The organism is Tateyamaria pelophila (assembly GCF_019966495.1).
Classification (GTDB): domain Bacteria; phylum Pseudomonadota; class Alphaproteobacteria; order Rhodobacterales; family Rhodobacteraceae; genus Tateyamaria; species Tateyamaria pelophila.
This window is the reverse complement of the sequence record NZ_JAIMIA010000066.1, coordinates 1-17,481: the sequence shown is the minus strand read 5'-3', so window position 1 is coordinate 17,481 and position 17,481 is coordinate 1. Positions and strand designations below refer to the sequence as shown.

The following is a 17,481-nucleotide window of genomic DNA, read 5'->3' as shown; positions in this document are numbered from 1 at the left end:
ATGCTCTTTGAAAAATGTGCGCGGTTAATCGCATACTTTACGCTCGTAGTTGGCATTGTACGGGTAGTTGTGGGTGTTTTCGTCGCAATCATATTGGACGGAGACCCGGCGGCCATTGCGAACCTTCTGGGCAGGGTTGAAAACTCGGGTGAGGCTATCAACCAAGGCATCATGATCATTGCCGTTGGCGTTCTTATGGGCGTTTTGGTTCAGATTTCTCGCTCTGTTCGGTTAAACGAACGCAAATCGGATGAGGCCAATATATGGATTTCCTGAACGCCATCGTGGCCCTCTCCAACTTCGTTCTGGTTCCGGCCATTGCTTACGGCAGCCAGCTCGCCCTCGGAGCACTTGGGGTGACACTCATCTACGGCATTTTGCGTTTTTCGAACTTTGCCCATGGTGACACGATGGCGTTCGGCACCATGGTGACCATCCTGTTCACATGGTGGTTTCAGAGTATGAGGATCAGCGCCGGCCCATTGCCCACGGCGCTTCTCGCCCTGCCTTTCGGCATCGCGGGCTGCGCGCTTCTGGTTCTGTTCACCGATCGGGCCGTCTACAAATTCTACCGTGCACAAAAGGCCAAGCCGGTGATCTTTGTCATCGTGTCGCTTGGTGTCATGTTCATCATGAACGGGCTGGTGCGGTTCATCATCGGTGTGGACGATCAGCGGTTCGCGGATGGCGAACGGTTCATCATATCGGTGCGCACATTCAAAGAGATGACGGGCCTTGACGAAGGCCTCGCGATCAAGACGACCCAAGGTATCACCGTCGTCACGGCGGTCATCGTGGTGGCGCTGCTGTTCTATTTCCTGAACCGGACGCGCACGGGCAAATCGATGCGGGCCTATTCGGACAATGAGGATCTGGCCCTGTTGTCCGGGATCAACCCGGAGCGTGTCGTGATGGTGACCTGGCTGATCGTGGCGGCCCTCGCGACGATTGCTGGTGTGCTTTATGGTCTTGATAAGTCGTTCAAGCCTTTCGTCTATTTTCAGCTGTTGCTGCCCATTTTTGCCGCTGCCATCGTGGGCGGGCTGGGCAACCCCTTGGGTGCCATCGCGGGCGGGTTCACCATCGCCTTTTCCGAGGTCACGATCACCTATGCTTGGAAAAAGGTCGCCGTCTATCTGCTGCCCGAAAGTCTTGAGCCCTCCGGCCTCGTCCAGCTGTTGTCGACGGACTACAAATTCGCGGTCAGCTTTGTGATCTTGCTGATCGTTCTGTTGATCAAACCGACAGGCCTTTTCGCGGGGAAATCCGTATGACCGATACCATGCGCAATATCCTGTATTTCGGTTTCGTTGCCCTGCTGATTTTGGGGACGGGAATTTTTTCCAGCTGGAACTCGGCTTTGTTCATTCTCAATTTCGGCCTGATATCAGCCATCATGGCCTTGGGCGTGAACCTGCAATGGGGCTTTGCGGGACTGTTCAACGTCGGGATCATGGGGTTTGTGGCCCTTGGCGGGTTGGCGACGGTACTGGTTTCGATGCCACCGACTCCAGGGGCGTGGGCCGCTGGCGGGACTGGCATTCTGCTGGCTTTGATCCTGGGGGCGGCCACGATCGTCGCAGCCGTTCTGGCCTACGCGCGTTTGCCGGTCGGTAAACTGCGTGCCGTGGGTGTCATCGCCGTTCTGGTGATCGGTTTTTTCGTTTATAGGTCGGTTTTCGACCCGGCCGTTGGCGCCGTTGAAGCGGTAAACCCCGCTCTTGAAGGGTATCTTGGCGGGCTGGGCCTTCCGATTCTGATTGCCTGGCCTGTTGGCGGTCTTTTCGCGGCCGGCGCAGCTTGGTTGATCGGGAAGACGGCATTGGGATTGCGCTCGGATTATCTGGCCATCGCGACATTGGGTATCGCAGAGATCATCATTGCCGTCATGAAGAATGAAGATTGGCTCGCGCGCGGGGTCAAGAACGTGTCCGGCCTGCCGCGCCCCGCCCCCTACGAGATCGACCTGCAAAATGACGCAGGGTTTGTGGAGAGCGCGACCCGTTTGGGATTTGATCCGGTCACGGCGTCGACTCTTTGGGTCAAGCTGATTTACGCAGGTTTGTTTGCGGTGGTCCTGGTGGTGCTGTTCGTGCTGGTCCAGCGGGCGCTGCATTCTCCATGGGGGCGCATGATGCGTGCCATTCGGGACAACGAAGTGGCGGCCGAGGCCATGGGCAAGGATGTGACGGCACGCCATTTGCAGGTCTTTGTGCTGGGGTCGGCCATTTGCGGCATTGCGGGCGCGATGATGACAACGCTGGACGGACAACTGACGCCCGGGACATACCAGCCGCTGCGCTTTACCTTCCTTGTCTGGGTGATGGTCATTGTTGGCGGTTCCGGCAACAATCTGGGCGCCGTTCTGGGCGGTTTTCTGATCTGGTGGCTGTGGGTAATGGTCGAGCCGATTGGCCTGAGCTTGATGCAGTTCTTCACCTCCGGCATGGCAGACGGCTATTGGTTGAAAGATCATTTGATGGAATCGGCGGCCCATATGCGTCTGCTGACGATGGGCGTGGTCTTGTTGCTCGTGTTGCGGTTCAGCCCGCGCGGTTTGATCCCGGAACGGTAGCATGCCGCGCGTGACGTTCGCAGCCGCATTGGGATTGCTGGGGCTGGTGGCATTGTTCGTCGCGGTTCAGGGCTTTGTCTGGCATTCCATGAGCCGGGGTGTCCTGGGTCTCGTTGGTTCATCAGAAGCGCAAGGCCGACTGGCCGGTTCGGCGCTGAGCAACGGGTACATTTTTGGCCACATGGTGTTCGGCGGGGTGGTGACGATGTTGGCGGTGGTGCAATCGGCCGGATTTGTTCGGCGCCGCTGGCCAATCGTGCATCGCCTGTCTGGTCGCGTGTTGGCCCTGTCCGCTCTGATGACAGGCCTCGGCGGTTTGGGGTACATACTTCTGCGCGGCACGATTGGCGGCCCGATCATGAACGTGGGTTTTGGTCTTTATGGCATCCTGATGATACTGTGCGCAATTCAAACGCCCCGCTATGCAATGGCAGGTGACTACGCCCGACACAGACGGTGGGGTCTGAGGCTCATCCTTGTGGCGCTCGGATCCTGGATTTACCGCGTGCACTATGGTCTGTGGTACGGGGCGACCTGCGGTATCGCGCCAGAGCTTTGCGGTGTTGGCGCTTCTGCGGACTTCAGTGGGCCTTTTGATATCATTCAAATGTTTGCGTTCTATCTGCCGTATCTTTTACTTTTGGAGTGGATATTGCGCCGTCACATGAACCGTCAGGTTATGTAGCGGAACCGGAAACCGACACGGTTTCCGGCCGTTTTCCGTGTCGGAAAACGTCTCGCCTAGCGGCCTTTGAAAAGCCCACCGAGGATGCCGCGCACCATGCGGCGTCCGGTCGTCCCGGTCAGTTCTTTCATGACCATCTTGGTCATGGCATCTCCAAAACTGTCACTGGCCCGCGTGCGTTTCGAGGTTGACCGTGTCACCCGCGATCCGGAATAGCGACGACCGGCGTTGAATTCACGCAAGGCAGGTTCCATCTCGTCGGCTTCTTCCTCGGCGACGGCAGCGTCCATAGCCGCCTTTTCCGCGCGCGTCTTGAGGATTTCGAAGGCGGAATTGCGATCCAAAGTCTCATCGTATTTGCCCGCCATTTCGCTGGAAACCATCACCGCTTTGCGGTCCTTTTCGGACAAAGGACCCAGTTGCGTTGATGGTGGGCGTATCAGTGTCCGTTCGACGACCCCCGGCACCCCCTTTTTCATCAGCATGGATGTCACAGCCTCCCCGACCCCGACCTCTCGAATGGCTTCTTCAGTCGAAAATCGCGGGTTTTCGCGGTACGTTTCCGCAGCCATCCGCAATTGTTTGCGGTCCTTCGCTGTAAAGGCCCGGAGCGCATGCTGGAAACGGTTGCCAAGCTGGCCCAGAATATCTTCGGGCACATCAGCCGGGTTCTGGGTGATGAAATAGACCCCGACCCCTTTGGAGCGGATCAGGCGCGCCACCTGTTCGACCTTGTCTACCAGAGCTTTCGGAGCATCATCGAAAAGCAGATGCGCCTCATCAAAGAAAAATACGAGCTTGGGTTTGTCCGGATCGCCCACTTCCGGCAATTCTTCAAAAAGCTCGCTCAGCAGCCACAAGAGGAACGTCGCATAAAGCCCGGGCGCGGCCATCAGCTTGTCGGATGCGAGAATGTTGATCATGCCCCTGCCATCTGTATTCGTGCGCATCAGGTCAGCCAGTTCCAGAGCCGGTTCTCCGAAAAGCCGCGCACCGCCCTGGTTTTCGAGTACCAGCAGCCGACGCTGGATCGCGCCCACCGATTGGGTCGAGACATTGCCATAGCGCAAGCTCAGCGATTTGCTGTTCTCTCCGATCCAGACCAGCAATGCTTGCAGATCCTTGAGGTCGAGCAGCGGCAATCCTTCCTCATCGGCAAGTCGAAAGGCGATGTTCAGAATGCCTTCCTGAGCCTCGGAAAGTTCCAGCAGACTGGACAACAGCAAGGGTCCCATCTCGGACACGGTTGTTCGCACAGGATGGCCCTGTTCCCCAAACAAATCCCAGAACGTGACCGGACAGGCATGATAGCTGAAATCGGCAAAGCCGATCGTGCTGGCACGTTCCGTGAATGCAGTGTGCAATTTGTGATCAGCGGTGCCGGACTTGGCCAGGCCCGACAGATCTCCTTTCACGTCCGACAAAAACACCGGCACGCCCGCATTGGAAAACCCTTCCGCGAGGATCTGCAGGGTAACAGTTTTGCCGGTGCCCGTAGCGCCCGCAATCAATCCATGCCGGTTTGCATATTTCAAAGTCAGGCCCTGAGCTACGCCATAGTTTTCACCGCCGCCGCCTACGAAAATTTCCGTGCTCATACCATTAACCTTTTGTCCATTTGCCCTGTCGTGCGGACCATACAAAGTTAACCTTTGAATGCGATAGTATTTTTCGTTCCCGCCTACATGTCCTCGTGGCGCGGAACTCTTCCTCCCTGTCAGACTGGCCGCGCCTTGTGCGCGGCCTTTTTTTGCCAAAAAGAGCTTTCTTGCTGATTGCAGCTTGCGGGATCGAAATTAGCTGTTGACCGACAGGGTTCGCTTACGTACCGTTCGCGACATAAGTCGGCTCAGTCCGACGGGGAGAAAAAAGAAGAGTGGAAAAGGAGGCTTTGGGGCCTCCTTTTTTGCGTCACGGGCAATGCTTTCTGTAAGGGTCTTTCGCGGTATCGAAAACTTTACGCTTTCGCGCTGACACCATAGAAATGGCATGTTAATCAACAGACAAACGCAACAAAAACCGGAAACCACATGCGCACGACATTGCTTGCCCTTTCCCTGTCTTTGCTGATGCCCGCAGCCCTCTTGGCGCAAACCTCAGAAACAGGCACGGACGAACCAGAACCCACAACACAAACGCCAAGTATCGAAGACCAGTTGAGCCTCGGCGAAGATGCAAACGACGCACCAACGGTCGGCCAGACATATGTGGATGAAACCTTCGGGGCATGGCAAATGCGCTGTGTCGTGACGGAAGACGGAAACGACCCCTGCCAGATGTATCAACTGATGTCCGATGAACAGGGCACGCCTGTGGCCGAGATTTCCATCTTTCGCTTGCCCGAGGGCGGGCGCGCATCGGCCGGGGCCACGATCATCGTACCGCTCGAGACGTCCCTGCCCCAACAATTGACCGTCAAGGTCGATGACAACACCGCGCGTCGCTACCCTTTTGCGTTCTGTAATCAGATCGGCTGTTTCTCCCGTGTCGGTCTCGTGCCCGACGAGGTTGACGCCTTCAAACGCGGCAATGAAGCCATTCTCTCGATCGTACCAGCCCTTGCGCCGGATCAAACGGTTGAATTGGTGATGTCATTGGACGGATTTACCGCAGCCTTTGACAACACATCGGTCGCAGACAACTGATCTGAAGATTTGATATCGCCGGACAAAGCCGCCTTTGGTTCAGAGGCGGCTTTTTTCATGTCCTGTATTGAAACCCGCTAGATCTTGCGCAGGGCAAGAACGGCATTCATGCCTCCGAATGCAAAGGCATTGGACAAAACCACATCCACCAAGGCGTCACGCGCCTCATTGGGAACAACGTCAAGCGCACATTCGGGATCAGGCTCTTCATAGCCGATGGTGGGGGCGATGACGCCATCGCGCAGCGCCATGATGCAGGCCAAAAGCTCCACAGCACCTGTGCCGCCGATCAGGTGCCCATGCATGGACTTGGTCGAAGAGATCATCAACCGGTCCGCGTGCGGGCCAAAGACATCCGCAACCGCTGCACATTCGGTTTTGTCATTGGCCGCCGTTCCGGTGCCATGGGCGTTGATGTACCCGACCTGATCGGCGTTCACGCGGGCATCCACCAACGCCCCTTCCATTGCCCGCGATGCGCCGTTCTTGGAGGGCATCACGATGTCGCTGGCGTCCGAGGACATGGCAAAACCGGCAACCTCGCACAGGATGTCCGCGCCACGCGCCCGTGCATGCTCGAAGTTCTCAAAGACAAACACTCCAGCCCCTTCGCCCTGGACCATGCCGTTGCGGTTTGCAGAAAACGGGCGACAGGCATCCTTGGACATGACGCGCAGCCCTTCCCAGGCCTTGACCCCTCCGAAACACAGCATCGATTCCGATCCGCCCGAAATCATCACCGGCGCCATGCCTGTGCGCACCATCTGAAAGGCTTGCGCCATGGCGTGATTGGACGAGGCGCAGGCCGTTGCCACCGTAAAGGACGGACCCTTGAGGTTGAATTCCATGCTGACATGGCTGGCGGCGGCGTTGTTCATCAGTTTGGGCACGACAAAAGGGTGAACGCGGTTTTTACCCTCTTCATAGACCAGACGGTAGTTTTGATCCCAGGTGTTGACCCCGCCTCCGGCGGTTCCGAGGATCACGCCGGATTTGGCAGCCAGTTCGCCCGAAAATGTCAGGCCGGACTGCCCGATGGCTTCCTTGGCGGCCGCGAGCGTGAATTGAGTGAACCGGTCATAAAGGCTCATCTGTTGACGGTTGTACCGCCCTTCCGCCTCAAACCCATGCACCTGTCCGCCGATCTGGATCGACAACCGATCGACGTCCTTGAAATCCAGCGACCCGATCCCGCAACGCCCTTCGCGCATGGCCTCCATGGTCGCCGCCACATCATGGCCCAGAGCGTTGACCGTACCCGCTCCGGTGATAACGACGCGGTGCATCAGCTTTTCTGTTCGGCGATAAGGGTTTCGATACCGACAATGATGGACCTAACAGTCGAGATATCGAAATCGCTTTTGTCCGGTTCATTGGCATTGAACGGGATGGAAATGTCGAATTCCTCCTCGATGGCAAAGATACTTTCCACAAGTCCGAGACTGTCAATTCCAAGCTCTGCGAGCGTGCTGTCGCACGAGACGTCCGATGTCTCCAACACGGCCTGCTCTGCGATGATTTCAATGACTTTGTCTTTGACGCTCATGACCCCTGCCCTTTGCCGGTGATGCGCTTGACTTAGTCACTGTCACCCGACTTGAAAACCGCTTTCTTGATCTGTTGCAATTCACGCAACATGCGCGGCAAACGGCGCAAAGCTTTGTAGCTTTCGATCTGCGTGCGCATTTCGGTGGCAGGATAACCCAGCATCACCTTGCCCGCCTGTACCGACCTGAGCACCTTGCTGGCAGCCCCAAGGATGACCCGATCCCCGATTGTAAGGTTGTCCGACACACCGACCTGACCCGCCATCACGACATGATTTCCCACCGTGACGGAACCGGCCACGCCCACCTGTCCGCAGATCAGTCCGTCGGTGCCAATGATGACGTTGTGGCCGATATGGACCAGATTATCGATCTTTGTGCGGTGCCCGATACGGGTTGGCCGAATGGTACCGTTGTCGATAGTGGAGTTGGCGCCGATCTCGACGTCTTCGCCAATGATGACACTTCCCAGAGAATGGATGCGGGTCCAGCTTTGGGACTGTGTCGTGCCCTGGTCACCCAGTGATGCGCGCGCGGCTTCCGCACCGCTTCGGTCTTCGGTCACGAAAGAAAAGCCGTCTCCGCCGATCCGAACGCCGGGGTTGGCGACAAAGCGCGCTCCGACGCACACACGCGCGCCGATGCTGACCTGTTCGCGGATGTAGCAGTCTGCGCCAAGGGTGGTCTTCTTGCCGATAAAGCATTGCGGGCCGATCACGCATCTGTCGCCGATCACGACCTGCGCCCCGATGACTGAACCCGGCCCGATTGTGACGTCTGTGCCAATCTGTGCGCTGGGATCCAGTATGGCCGTTGGGTGGATGCCGATACCGAAGCCTTGCCCCGGATCCATCATTCGGGTCAGCCCAGCCAGTGCAAAGCGCGGCCGCTTTGGCAGGATGGCAGCTTGCAACCCCAGAGCCCGCCAATCCGCACCATGCCACAGCATGGCGGCCTTTGCTTGCCCTGAAGTCAGAGTGCCTGCGTATTCCGGAGTGCTGGCAAGCGCCAGATCATCGCAACCTGCATCGGCCGGTTCCGACAGTCCGGTAATGATGATGCCCGTATCGCCGACGGAATCGGCATCAATCGCTTGCGCTAATTCGCGCACTGTATACCGCATGCCCTACCTCGCCGCTGCTTCGCGGCAAAGCCTAGCTCTGGACGCCGCGCAGAGCCACCCCTGCTTCGGACAGTGCATTCCAGACCCGGCCATCGCGGCCATAGATATCACGGCGGTACTGGGTATGTCCCTTGGCCGTGGTGAACGCTGTGCGGTAAAGGATGTGGACCGGCACCGGATTGACCAGATCAACCCGTGTTTCCTTGCCCGTGGCCAGCACGGACTGAAAGTAGGCTTGTGGATTGGATTCCTGTTTGGCCAGAAGCGTGTAGGCAAAATCGAACGGATCCGCCAGACGCACGCAACCGTGGCTATAGGCGCGGACTTCGCGGCCAAACAGATTCTTGGCCGGCGTGTCATGCAGGTAGATGTTGTATCTGTTGGGGAACATGAACTTGACCAGACCCAGCGCATTCCCTTTGCTGGGTGGTTGACGCATCGAGAATGGGAACGTCCGGGCGCTATACTGGGTGAAGTCAACAGCGCCCCTGTTCACCCTTCGGCCCCGGCTGTCCGTTATCTCGATATGGCTGACGGCATTGGGATTATTCTTGAGGGCCGGCAGGTATTCCTTGGTCACGATTGATCGTGGCACGTACCAGCTTGGGTTGATAATCATGAATTCCATCACGTCCGAGAATTCAGGGGTCGGACGGTCCGACTTATTGGCACCGACAACCGTACGGGTGGAAAACGTCACCTTGCCATTGTCGATCACCTTGGCGGTAAAGTCCGGGATATTCACAAGAATGTGGCGCTTGCCACGCTCCTGATTGACCCAGCGTTCCCGCTCCATCGCGACGATGATCGATTTCAGGCGGGTTTGGACGTCTTGGTTGATCTCTCCCATTGTACTGGCACCGGCGACGCCGTCTGCGTCAAGTCCATGGGCCAGTTGAAATTGCTCGACGGCCGCTTCCATCTTGGAATCATAGGCCTGACTGTTCGTCCGCGCCAGGAAACCCAATGCGATCAGACGATTGCGCAAGGCGACGACAGATGCCCCGGACTGGCCGGGTTTGAGCGATTTGGCGGGTACTTTTGGCCCCCAACCGCCCTTGGTCAACAACGACTCCAAACGCAGTTTTTCCTTCATCAGCGCGTTGTATTCCATGGTCTTGGGCGGCAGCGCCTTGAAAAATCCGGAAGGCGAAGATTGTGAAAAATTCACCAGGTATGACGTGCGATCACGGTACGGAACCTGACGCACGATGGCCTTGTCGACCCGGCCAGGCACCAAAACGCCCGTCTGCAGATCACGCGCATATTGCAGAAACGTCCGGCTGATGGCGACTTCGACCAAACCACGTTCACGCGGCGTCTTGGCGGCCTTCATCTGGGCTTGTAACCCTTCTGCGTCATAACGCGCTGTGGGCAGACCGTGATTTCCGGCTTGCGACAAGGCTTGCAGCAGCGCTGCGCGGCGTTTGCGTTCCTGATTTGATGAGCCGGTCCAAAGGCTTTCGTACCCGGTGGCCTGATAATAGGCTGCGATATCCGCGTCGCGTGCGGCCGCTTCGGCCACGGCCTGTTTGAAAGCGGTGACCTGAGCCGATGCCCGCTGTGGCGCGAGCGCCAGCACGAAAGCCACCGCGACCCCAAAACCCAACATCCAAAACCGCGAAATCGTCACTGTCATAACATACCCCTGCACTAAATTTCGTCCCCAAGACTGCGAACACTATCCCAAAGCAGTTAACAGCTTGTCCATTCACATTGGTATCAGCACGCAAGCCGGTGCAGGTATGATGCTCCTCTGCATCGGTTGGTCCTGTCGGCGCGCAATTGAGCCTTCATGCGCAAAAACTTGCCTAAAACTCTAACCATTAAGGCCGTTCAGGATTCATGGCTTGGTTAACGATTCCCGTTATGCAATAGAGATGTTGCATCTGGGGATGAATAAACAAGACCTGTGTAACATCATGGGTAAGGCAGACATACGGGACGATGCAGTAACATGACACAAGATACTTCAACTGGCCTGTCGCGCCGGTCCTTGCTTGGTGCATTCGCGGCAACCACACTTGTGGCTGCGCCAACCTTCTCGAACGCAGCCGGATTTCTTCGCGGTTCGGGCGATATCCGCCGCATCCGAATGTATTCCGGTCGCACCGGCGAACGCATTGATATGATCTATTGGATCGAAGGAAAATACATCAAGGATGCGGTCAAGGAAGTGAACTATTTCATGCGCGATTGGCGCACGGATGGTGTGAAATCCATGGATTTGCGGACGATCGATATCATGGCGGCCGCTCATAACCTCATGGATGTGAACGAACCTTACATGCTTCTGTCCGGCTATCGCAGTCCCAAGACCAATGCGATGCTGCGCAGCCGCTCTGGTGGTGTGGCCAAGAATTCGCTTCATATGAAGGGCCAGGCCGCAGATTTGCGTATGTCCACCCGCTCGGTCTCGCAGATGGCGCGCGCAGCGAAAGCCTGTCAGGGCGGTGGTGTTGGTAAATATTCGCGCTCGAATTTTGTGCATATGGATTGCGGCGTGGTCCGCACATGGGGCGGGTGAGTCGCGCGGACGGCACGCCCGTTCTGTTGGCCAGAAGAGCATCGACTACCCTCCGCTGACCGCCCGTCAGACAGGAACACCTGATTCAATCTGAGTTAGCACAGGCAAGGCGCGTTAACCGCACCGGAGTATGGCTGTTGCTGGACGTGAACATGCGTTTCGTCCCGAAAGTTCAACGCAGCGGTATCGCTCCTCTCAGCAAAAATTGATACGAAAGCGATTGCTATCGACAATGATAGGCCCGGCGCCTGACGTTCTTCGGCATACCCACAGATCTGGGGCGCAGATCATGTTGGTCTATTCGGAACGGTCACATGTGGCGAACCAAGCCGTGGATTGACCCCTTACAACATCCTGAGCAAGGTCAGCGACGGCTCGCCCGTCGCCGTCAGCCCCCGACTGGCCTGGAATGCCGTGATTGCCTCGCGGGTCTTGGGCCCGATCACCCCATCCGAACCTCCGGTGTCGAACCCCCTCGATGTCAGCCCACGTTGCAAGGCCACCCGGTCGTCCTTGGTCATCCCGTTGGCGTCCGGAGGAAAACTCGTGCGCAAAGGCGGACCCCCTGCGATCCGGTCGGCCAGATGACCCACCCCGATCGCATAAGCGTCCGAGTTGTTGTACCGCTTGATCACGCGGAAATTGGACGTTACCGCAAAACGCGGACCGCCCGGCTGCGGCTGGATTATGGTGCCCGATGCGCCACTGCCGACAACTTCCTGTCCCCAGCGCAAACCCTTTTGCCATCCGCTGCGCGACAGGTACGCCGCCGTAGACGCCAGCGCATCGCTCGGATCGGCTCCCCAGATATCACTGCGGCCATCGCCGGTGAAATCCACGGCATATTCGAGATATGAGGTCGGGATAAACTGTGTATGCCCCATCGCGCCCGCCCAACTGCCGGTGAGATTCCCGACCGTCGTGTCACCGTTCCTCAGGATCTTCAGGGCCGCGATCAGTTGCTTTTCAAAGAATGCGCCGCGCCGACCATCAAAGGCAAGGGTCGACGTCGCGGATATGACAGGCACATCGCCGCGCCGCTCACCGTAAAAACTCTCCAATCCCCAGATCGCCGTCAGGATATACGCGTCCACGCCATAAGCGCGCTCAATGGCCATCAGTGTCGATTGATGGCGCGCAAAGGCGGCGCGCCCCTTGCTGACCCGTTCGTCAGAGACGGCAATAGACAGATAATCTTCAAGCGATCGTTTGAATTCGACTTGATTGCGGTCGCGCTTGACAACGCCCGGCAGATATCCGGCACCCCGGAAGGCGCTGGACAGCAAATCCGGCGAAAATCCTTGGTTTGCGGCGCGCGTGCGAAAGCTTGCTGTCCATGCATCGTAGCCACTGTTGCGGACCGGCATCAGATCGCTGGGCAAAGAGGACGAAACCGAGAGAGAGCCACGCCCTGACCCCGCATCAGAACAACCCGCCAAACCAAGAGCCCCAAGCCCCAAGCTGAAATGTCGTCTGTTGATCGCCATGATCGATCTCCCATCCAGGTCACGCACTGGCGCCAGCATATCTGCAATTGTCGGCGGCTAAACCCGCAAAATGGCTGTTGGAAGGCTTTCGCTTATTAATTTTGAACCCACGCGGAACAAAGGCCCGTAAACCCCCTACCCGCCAATCAGTCGCGGCAAAGTCAGAGAGATTGCCGGCACAAAGGTAATCAGCATCAGCGCAATGAGAATAGCGATGTAGAAAGGCCAGATCGTACGAACGGCTTTTTCCATCGGCAGTTTCCCGACGGCGCAGCCCACAAACAGGCACGAGCCGACAGGAGGTGTGCACAATCCAAGACCCAGATTGACCAGAAGGATCATTCCGAACTGAAGTGGATCGATACCGAGCGTGTTGGCCACCGGCAGAAAGATCGGTGTACAGATGAGGATCAGTGCGGCCATATCCATGATCATGCCCAGCAACAGCAGGGCGACGTTGATCATCAGCAGGATCAGGATGGGATTGTCCGTGAGACCGGTCAGCAGATCGACGGTCTTGTTCGGGACCTGATAGAATGTCAGCATATAGGCAAAGGCCCCGGCGCAGGCGATCAGGATCATCACCATCGCCGTTGTCTTGACCGAATTCGCAACGGCCATGACGAACTTGTCCCATGTGATCGACCGATAGACGATCAGCGTCACAAGAAAGGCATAGATGGCCCCGAACGCACCGGACTCGGTCACTGTGAATACGCCAGAAAGGACCCCGCCCACAATAATGACGGCCGTCATCAATCCAGGGATCGCACCGAAAAAGGCGATCGTAAGCGCAGTCCAGCCCGGAAATGGCTCGGCCTTATAGCCTCGTTTGACGGCGACGATATAGGCCGCCAAAGCCAGACAAACGCACATCAGGATGCCCGGCAAAACACCGGCGAGAAAGAGTTTCGAGATCGAAATGCCACCGCCGGCTGCGATGGCAAAGATAATCATGTTGTGACTTGGCGGGATGATGATGCCCGCGATCGAAGATGTCACTGTCACGTTTACCGCATAATCCGCGTCGTACCCCTTTTCCTTCATCACCGGCACGAGGATCGAGCCAAGCGCTGAAATGTCGGCAATCGCCGAGCCCGAGATGCCGCCAAAGAGCATGGACGAGAACACGTTGACGATGCCAAGCCCGCCGCGCACCGCCCCCACCGCCGCCGAGGCGAAGCGGACAAGCCGCATGGCGATGCCGCCGTGGAACATCAGATCGCCAGCAAAAATGAAGAACGGGATCGCCATCAGGGCAAACACGTTGATGCCGCTGATGATGCGCTGAAACCCGATCATGAGGGGCAGACCTTCAAACCAGAACGCAGCAATGGCCGAGATGCCGAGCGCGAAGGCAACCGGCGTGCCGATCGCGACACAGAGCGCGAAAACCCCGAGAAGAAAGAAAATGCCCATGCTCAGCCTCTATTCAATACTGTCGGTACGCGCATCAACGCCCAGATACAGGCGGATGAGGTGACCAATGGAAAATAACAGGATGAGCGCGCCACCGATCGTAAGCGGCAGAGAGCGCAACCCCTCGGGCAGTTGAAGCAAGGGAATGAGAGATCCCCATTTGAAAATGGTCAGCTGTGTGCCGTACCAGAGCATCAGGCCGCCAAATCCGGCCATCGCCAGATCGGTGACGATCACGAATACGGCGCGAACGCGCGGCGGAACCGCACCGCGTAGCATCGAAACAGACAGGTGCGTATTGTCATGAACACCGACAGCCGCACCCAGAAAGGCAATCAGCATCACCAACAATAACGCCGCTTGTTCCACCCATGTGGGCGTCGCGTTCAGCACGTAGCGGCCAAAGACGAGCCAGCCGAATATAACCGTAAGAACAACCAGCGCGACCCCGGTCAGAATGCGGCATACGAAGGCGATGGCATTCAGCACCATGTCCATGCGCTGTATTGCGGGTGGCACTTGGGAAACGTCGCTCATTGGTGCTCTCCGGTAAAAAAAGCGCCCGGCTCCAAGGATGTGGAGCCGGACGATCTTGGACCTAAGTCAGGGCGCGTATCACTCTGTTGCCTGAATAAGCTCAACAAGTGGACGTAAATCCGGGTTCGTTTCGAAGTAAGCCTCGTAGACGGGTGTCATGGCCGCCTGGAATGGTGCCTTGTCAGCAACTTCGTTGACCAGGACGCCCGCTGCTTCAACTGTTTCACGGCTTGCCGCTTCGCGTTCTACCCAAAGATCACGCTGTAGCAACGCAGCTTCTTGTGCTGCTGCGGTAACGGCTGCTTGCAATTCCGGTGTCAGCGCATTGAACGCGTCGGCATTGACACAGATACACTCGGGAATGATCAGGTGTTGTGACAGCGAGTAGTACCCTGCGACCTCATAATGGCCCGTGGATTCGTAGGATGGCCAGTTGTTCTCCGCACCGTCCACAACGCCGGTTTTCAACGCTTGCTGCACTTCTGCAAAAGCCATCGGTGACGGGTTGCCGCCAAGCTCGGCGATCATACCCGTGAACAGATCATTGTTCATCACGCGGATTTTCATGCCTTCGACATCCGCAGGCGTATTGATCGGTTTGCTGCCGTTGTAGAACGACCGGGCGCCGGCGTCGAACCAGGCCAATGGCAGAAGGCCCTTTTCGGCCATACCAGCGGCAATAGCTGCGCCGCCCTCGCCGTCCAGCACGCGGAACATGTGTGGAATGTCCTTAAAGATGAACGGCAGCGATACGACGTTGGCTGCCGGTGCGATTGGGCCAATGGGACCAAGGTTGAAGTTGCCAACTTGCAGACCGCCCAAACGCACCTGTTCGACCGCATCTGGCTGGCTGCCCAAGGTGCCGCCATGGAACATTTGCAACGTGATCTCGCCACCGGTCTTTTCCTCGACCAGCTCAGCAAACCTGTCCATGCCGACGGTGTTTGGGTAACCCGCAGGGTGGATATTCCATCCGCGCCAGCTTTCTGCGGATGCCGCACATCCAATAACGGTCAGGGCCAGAGCCCCCACCAGCGACTTAGGTAGATTGTGGAACATGATATCCTCCCTTGGAATTTGAACCATTTTCGAACCCGGTTTTGTGCGATGTCGGAACACTGGATTGTTATCCGGCGTCGTCTCCGAGCGTGACCGAGTCTCATTTATTAGGATCAAAAGAAGACTAGTATACCAGAATTGTCAACTGCCAATTCTCTGAACCACTCCAGGATAGATGAATAAGCGGTCAAAGCACGGTTCGGTTCGACACACTCCGTGTTTGCTTGGCATCGGGAAACGGATCGTAAAGCGTGGTCGTAATGCGCTTCAAGCGGTGCCCCGAACGGGACGATCATTTTGGATGTTGAAGGTCATCCCGTCGAGAAGTTCAGCAAGATCCGGGCGTGCGGCCGGTCCGTTCGAGATATCAACAAGCATCAACGTCCCGTCGGGACGCAGCCCGAATGCACCGGGTTCTGCGAAACGATGTGTTGTTTCCGCGTCGGACAGCGGGTCGGAGACATAAAGCCCCAGGGCGCGCATCTGCGACTCCGTCAGCCCATAGCACAGATCGAAATTCCACAGGAATTCGTCCTTGTCAGCGACCGCTCTTTCGCGCGCGTCCGCGGATACCACGATGACGTCGAGCACGGATGTCCATTCCGACAACGCCGCATTGAGCTTGTTCAAAAAGCGTTTGCAGCGCGGGCAATGGCGCCCGCGATAGACGAACAGCATGGTCCAGCGATCCTTGGGTTGGCCGACAGTGAGTGTCCGCCCGTCCGTGGTGGATAATGTGAGCGGGTCGATCTGTTTGCCGACCCGTGGTTTGGCGTTCTTCATCTCATGTCCTTTGATTTTTCAGGCGATTGGTCTGCCTGGCTGGCGATACCGAAAAAAATTGTCACCTTGGTGTCACGCCGGGCTTGCGCGGCGTGATATGAAGCTTGTCCGATCACGTGTCACGGACATCCTCAGGCTCAAAATAATTCGCGTTTGTCACTGAAATCTGCTCGATCGTGCGATCCAGACGGGATAGGTGACGCATGCCGGAGGCCACGGCACGTTCCGGATCGTGCGATTTGACCGCGTCCGCGATATCACGATGATCGGCCAAGAGGTCTGGCAGGCGATCGCCCTTTGACAGGCTCAGGATGCACAGTCGATCAACCTTGGATTTTTCCGCCATGATGACTTCAAAGGCGAAATCCACCTGCGCGATCGCGCAAAGCACCTTGTGAAACGCGTAGTCCAGCGCGCCGAACGCTTCGGCATGGCCGTCCTGGATGACCTGTTCCTGTGCTGCAAGTTCGGCTTCCAACTGCGCAGCCCCATCCGCATCGCATAAATTGGCCGCGCGACGCAGGACTTCCTGTTCGACCGCTGCGCGCACGAAACGGGATTTGACAATTTCGTGCGTCGAGAACCGCTTTACCTCTGTTGCCCGTTGCGGACGGATCAAAAGAAGATTCAGCGTTGCAAGACGGCTGAACGCGTCGCGTACCGGTTGTCGGGAAACGCCGAATTGCGCAGCGATATCTGCCTCTGAAATCTTGTCGCCGGGTCTGAGGCGCAGTGTCAGAATCTCTTCGTGAAGATAGTCGAAAATGTCATCGACACTCGTGCGCCTTTCGTTGCGTTGTGTAGCCGGTGCCATTGTCTTTCTTCCTGTAATTGCGACGCTTCGGACTTGTAAATGAACCGGTGCCAAGAACAAACAACCTTGGTTCGCTTGCCATTGGTTCGGCCCATGCCCGCGTCGGAGTGACGAGCATCAAAAGCTGGTATACCAGTTTATTGACTAGTATACTAGTGTGGCGGTATACGAGAATCAACTACCAAGAGCAATTTGGACAAGGACTGTTGATTTTCGCTGAGAAGTGACCCGGTAGCCCCCCAGATTTTCACTGAGAACTGACCCATGTGAACACATTGCC

The 17,481-nt window shown here is 57.1% G+C and carries 17 protein-coding genes; 6 read left to right on the top strand and 11 right to left on the bottom strand.

Features of this window, described 5'->3' with window-relative positions; genetic code table 11:
- From LC354_RS17835 to LC354_RS17820, 4 genes are read left to right on the top strand one after another with little or no spacing between them, the layout of a single operon-like run.
- Positions 1-276, top strand: coding sequence for a hypothetical protein (locus LC354_RS17835; RefSeq protein WP_223426395.1), 276 nt, complete (start codon positions 1-3; stop codon positions 274-276).
- On the top strand, positions 264-1,274 hold the full coding sequence (locus tag LC354_RS17830; RefSeq protein ID WP_223426393.1) for a branched-chain amino acid ABC transporter permease: 1,011 nt from the start codon (positions 264-266) through the stop codon (positions 1,272-1,274). Before LC354_RS17835 ends, LC354_RS17830 begins: the two co-directional genes overlap by 13 nt.
- Positions 1,271-2,575 (top strand): branched-chain amino acid ABC transporter permease, encoded by a 1,305-nt coding sequence (locus LC354_RS17825; protein WP_223426391.1) that lies wholly within the window; start codon positions 1,271-1,273, stop codon positions 2,573-2,575. Before LC354_RS17830 ends, LC354_RS17825 begins: the two co-directional genes overlap by 4 nt.
- Before the next feature lies 1 nt (position 2,576).
- Positions 2,577-3,260 carry a DUF2306 domain-containing protein gene (locus LC354_RS17820; protein WP_223426389.1) on the top strand — a complete coding sequence of 228 codons (684 nt, stop codon included), beginning with the start codon at positions 2,577-2,579 and terminating at the stop codon, positions 3,258-3,260.
- 56 nt (positions 3,261-3,316) lie between these two features.
- On the opposite strand, the gene LC354_RS17815 is transcribed toward LC354_RS17820, so the two are convergent.
- Positions 3,317-4,858, bottom strand: a complete 1,542-nt coding sequence (locus tag LC354_RS17815; protein WP_223426388.1) for a helicase HerA-like domain-containing protein — start codon at positions 4,856-4,858, stop codon at positions 3,317-3,319.
- A 432-nt stretch (positions 4,859-5,290) separates the two neighbouring features.
- Here LC354_RS17815 and LC354_RS17810 point away from each other — a divergent pair, with 432 nt between their 5' ends.
- Positions 5,291-5,905, top strand: a complete 615-nt coding sequence (locus LC354_RS17810; protein WP_223426386.1) for an invasion associated locus B family protein — start codon at positions 5,291-5,293, stop codon at positions 5,903-5,905.
- A gap of 77 nt (positions 5,906-5,982) precedes the next feature.
- Here LC354_RS17810 and LC354_RS17805 read toward each other — a convergent pair whose 3' ends face one another.
- From LC354_RS17805 to LC354_RS17790, 4 genes are read right to left on the bottom strand one after another with little or no spacing between them, the layout of a single operon-like run.
- A complete protein-coding gene (locus tag LC354_RS17805; RefSeq protein WP_223426384.1) occupies positions 5,983-7,191 on the bottom strand; it encodes a beta-ketoacyl-[acyl-carrier-protein] synthase family protein in 1,209 nt (402 codons plus the stop codon).
- Complete coding sequence (locus tag LC354_RS17800) at positions 7,191-7,451, bottom strand: acyl carrier protein (protein ID WP_223426383.1); 261 nt, start codon at positions 7,449-7,451, stop codon at positions 7,191-7,193. Before LC354_RS17800 ends, LC354_RS17805 begins: the two co-directional genes overlap by 1 nt.
- A gap of 32 nt (positions 7,452-7,483) precedes the next feature.
- Positions 7,484-8,575, bottom strand: coding sequence for a UDP-3-O-(3-hydroxymyristoyl)glucosamine N-acyltransferase (lpxD, locus tag LC354_RS17795; protein WP_223426381.1), 1,092 nt, complete (start codon positions 8,573-8,575; stop codon positions 7,484-7,486).
- Between the two features lie 31 nt (positions 8,576-8,606).
- Entirely contained in the window at positions 8,607-10,214 is a 1,608-nt protein-coding gene (locus tag LC354_RS17790) for a murein L,D-transpeptidase (protein ID WP_399203845.1), read from the bottom strand.
- A gap of 318 nt (positions 10,215-10,532) precedes the next feature.
- Between LC354_RS17790 and LC354_RS17785 the strand changes: the two genes are divergently transcribed.
- A complete protein-coding gene (locus LC354_RS17785) occupies positions 10,533-11,102 on the top strand; it encodes a YcbK family protein (RefSeq protein WP_223426379.1) in 570 nt (189 codons plus the stop codon).
- 344 nt (positions 11,103-11,446) lie between these two features.
- On the opposite strand, the gene LC354_RS17780 is transcribed toward LC354_RS17785, so the two are convergent.
- The 6 genes from LC354_RS17780 to LC354_RS17755 all read right to left on the bottom strand — a co-directional run bounded on the left by LC354_RS17780 (position 11,447) and on the right by LC354_RS17755 (position 17,201).
- Complete coding sequence (locus LC354_RS17780; RefSeq protein ID WP_223426378.1) at positions 11,447-12,589, bottom strand: lytic murein transglycosylase; 1,143 nt, start codon at positions 12,587-12,589, stop codon at positions 11,447-11,449.
- Between the two features lie 135 nt (positions 12,590-12,724).
- Positions 12,725-14,008: a TRAP transporter large permease gene (locus LC354_RS17775; protein ID WP_223426376.1), complete on the bottom strand. Its 1,284-nt coding sequence runs from the start codon at positions 14,006-14,008 to the stop codon at positions 12,725-12,727.
- 9 nt (positions 14,009-14,017) lie between these two features.
- Positions 14,018-14,545 (bottom strand): TRAP transporter small permease, encoded by a 528-nt coding sequence (locus LC354_RS17770; protein WP_223426375.1) that lies wholly within the window; start codon positions 14,543-14,545, stop codon positions 14,018-14,020.
- 78 nt (positions 14,546-14,623) lie between these two features.
- Positions 14,624-15,604 (bottom strand): TRAP transporter substrate-binding protein, encoded by a 981-nt coding sequence (locus LC354_RS17765; RefSeq protein ID WP_223426373.1) that lies wholly within the window; start codon positions 15,602-15,604, stop codon positions 14,624-14,626.
- 267 nt (positions 15,605-15,871) lie between these two features.
- Complete coding sequence (locus LC354_RS17760; protein WP_223426371.1) at positions 15,872-16,387, bottom strand: redoxin domain-containing protein; 516 nt, start codon at positions 16,385-16,387, stop codon at positions 15,872-15,874.
- A 112-nt stretch (positions 16,388-16,499) separates the two neighbouring features.
- Positions 16,500-17,201 carry a GntR family transcriptional regulator gene (locus LC354_RS17755; protein WP_223426365.1) on the bottom strand — a complete coding sequence of 234 codons (702 nt, stop codon included), beginning with the start codon at positions 17,199-17,201 and terminating at the stop codon, positions 16,500-16,502.
- Positions 17,202-17,481: the final 280 nt, after the last annotated feature.

What these genes read in the sequence shown, in the direction of transcription:
- LC354_RS17770 (WP_223426375.1), bottom strand. Translation starts at nt 14,545, where the DNA reads ATGAGCGACGTTTCCCAAGTGCCACCCGCAATACAGCGCATGGACATG.
- LC354_RS17820 (WP_223426389.1), top strand. Translation starts at nt 2,577, where the DNA reads ATGCCGCGCGTGACGTTCGCAGCCGCATTGGGATTGCTGGGGCTGGTG.
- LC354_RS17765 (WP_223426373.1), bottom strand. Translation starts at nt 15,604, where the DNA reads ATGTTCCACAATCTACCTAAGTCGCTGGTGGGGGCTCTGGCCCTGACC.
- LC354_RS17825 (WP_223426391.1), top strand. Translation starts at nt 1,271, where the DNA reads ATGACCGATACCATGCGCAATATCCTGTATTTCGGTTTCGTTGCCCTG.
- LC354_RS17805 (WP_223426384.1), bottom strand. Translation starts at nt 7,191, where the DNA reads ATGCACCGCGTCGTTATCACCGGAGCGGGTACGGTCAACGCTCTGGGC.
- LC354_RS17790 (WP_399203845.1), bottom strand. Translation starts at nt 10,214, where the DNA reads ATGACAGTGACGATTTCGCGGTTTTGGATGTTGGGTTTTGGGGTCGCG.
- LC354_RS17755 (WP_223426365.1), bottom strand. Translation starts at nt 17,201, where the DNA reads ATGGCACCGGCTACACAACGCAACGAAAGGCGCACGAGTGTCGATGAC.
- LC354_RS17760 (WP_223426371.1), bottom strand. Translation starts at nt 16,387, where the DNA reads ATGAAGAACGCCAAACCACGGGTCGGCAAACAGATCGACCCGCTCACA.
- LC354_RS17830 (WP_223426393.1), top strand. Translation starts at nt 264, where the DNA reads ATGGATTTCCTGAACGCCATCGTGGCCCTCTCCAACTTCGTTCTGGTT.
- LC354_RS17800 (WP_223426383.1), bottom strand. Translation starts at nt 7,451, where the DNA reads ATGAGCGTCAAAGACAAAGTCATTGAAATCATCGCAGAGCAGGCCGTG.
- LC354_RS17775 (WP_223426376.1), bottom strand. Translation starts at nt 14,008, where the DNA reads ATGGGCATTTTCTTTCTTCTCGGGGTTTTCGCGCTCTGTGTCGCGATC.
- LC354_RS17785 (WP_223426379.1), top strand. Translation starts at nt 10,533, where the DNA reads ATGACACAAGATACTTCAACTGGCCTGTCGCGCCGGTCCTTGCTTGGT.
- LC354_RS17810 (WP_223426386.1), top strand. Translation starts at nt 5,291, where the DNA reads ATGCGCACGACATTGCTTGCCCTTTCCCTGTCTTTGCTGATGCCCGCA.
- LC354_RS17780 (WP_223426378.1), bottom strand. Translation starts at nt 12,589, where the DNA reads ATGGCGATCAACAGACGACATTTCAGCTTGGGGCTTGGGGCTCTTGGT.
- LC354_RS17815 (WP_223426388.1), bottom strand. Translation starts at nt 4,858, where the DNA reads ATGAGCACGGAAATTTTCGTAGGCGGCGGCGGTGAAAACTATGGCGTA.
- LC354_RS17835 (WP_223426395.1), top strand. Translation starts at nt 1, where the DNA reads ATGCTCTTTGAAAAATGTGCGCGGTTAATCGCATACTTTACGCTCGTA.
- lpxD (WP_223426381.1), bottom strand. Translation starts at nt 8,575, where the DNA reads ATGCGGTATACAGTGCGCGAATTAGCGCAAGCGATTGATGCCGATTCC.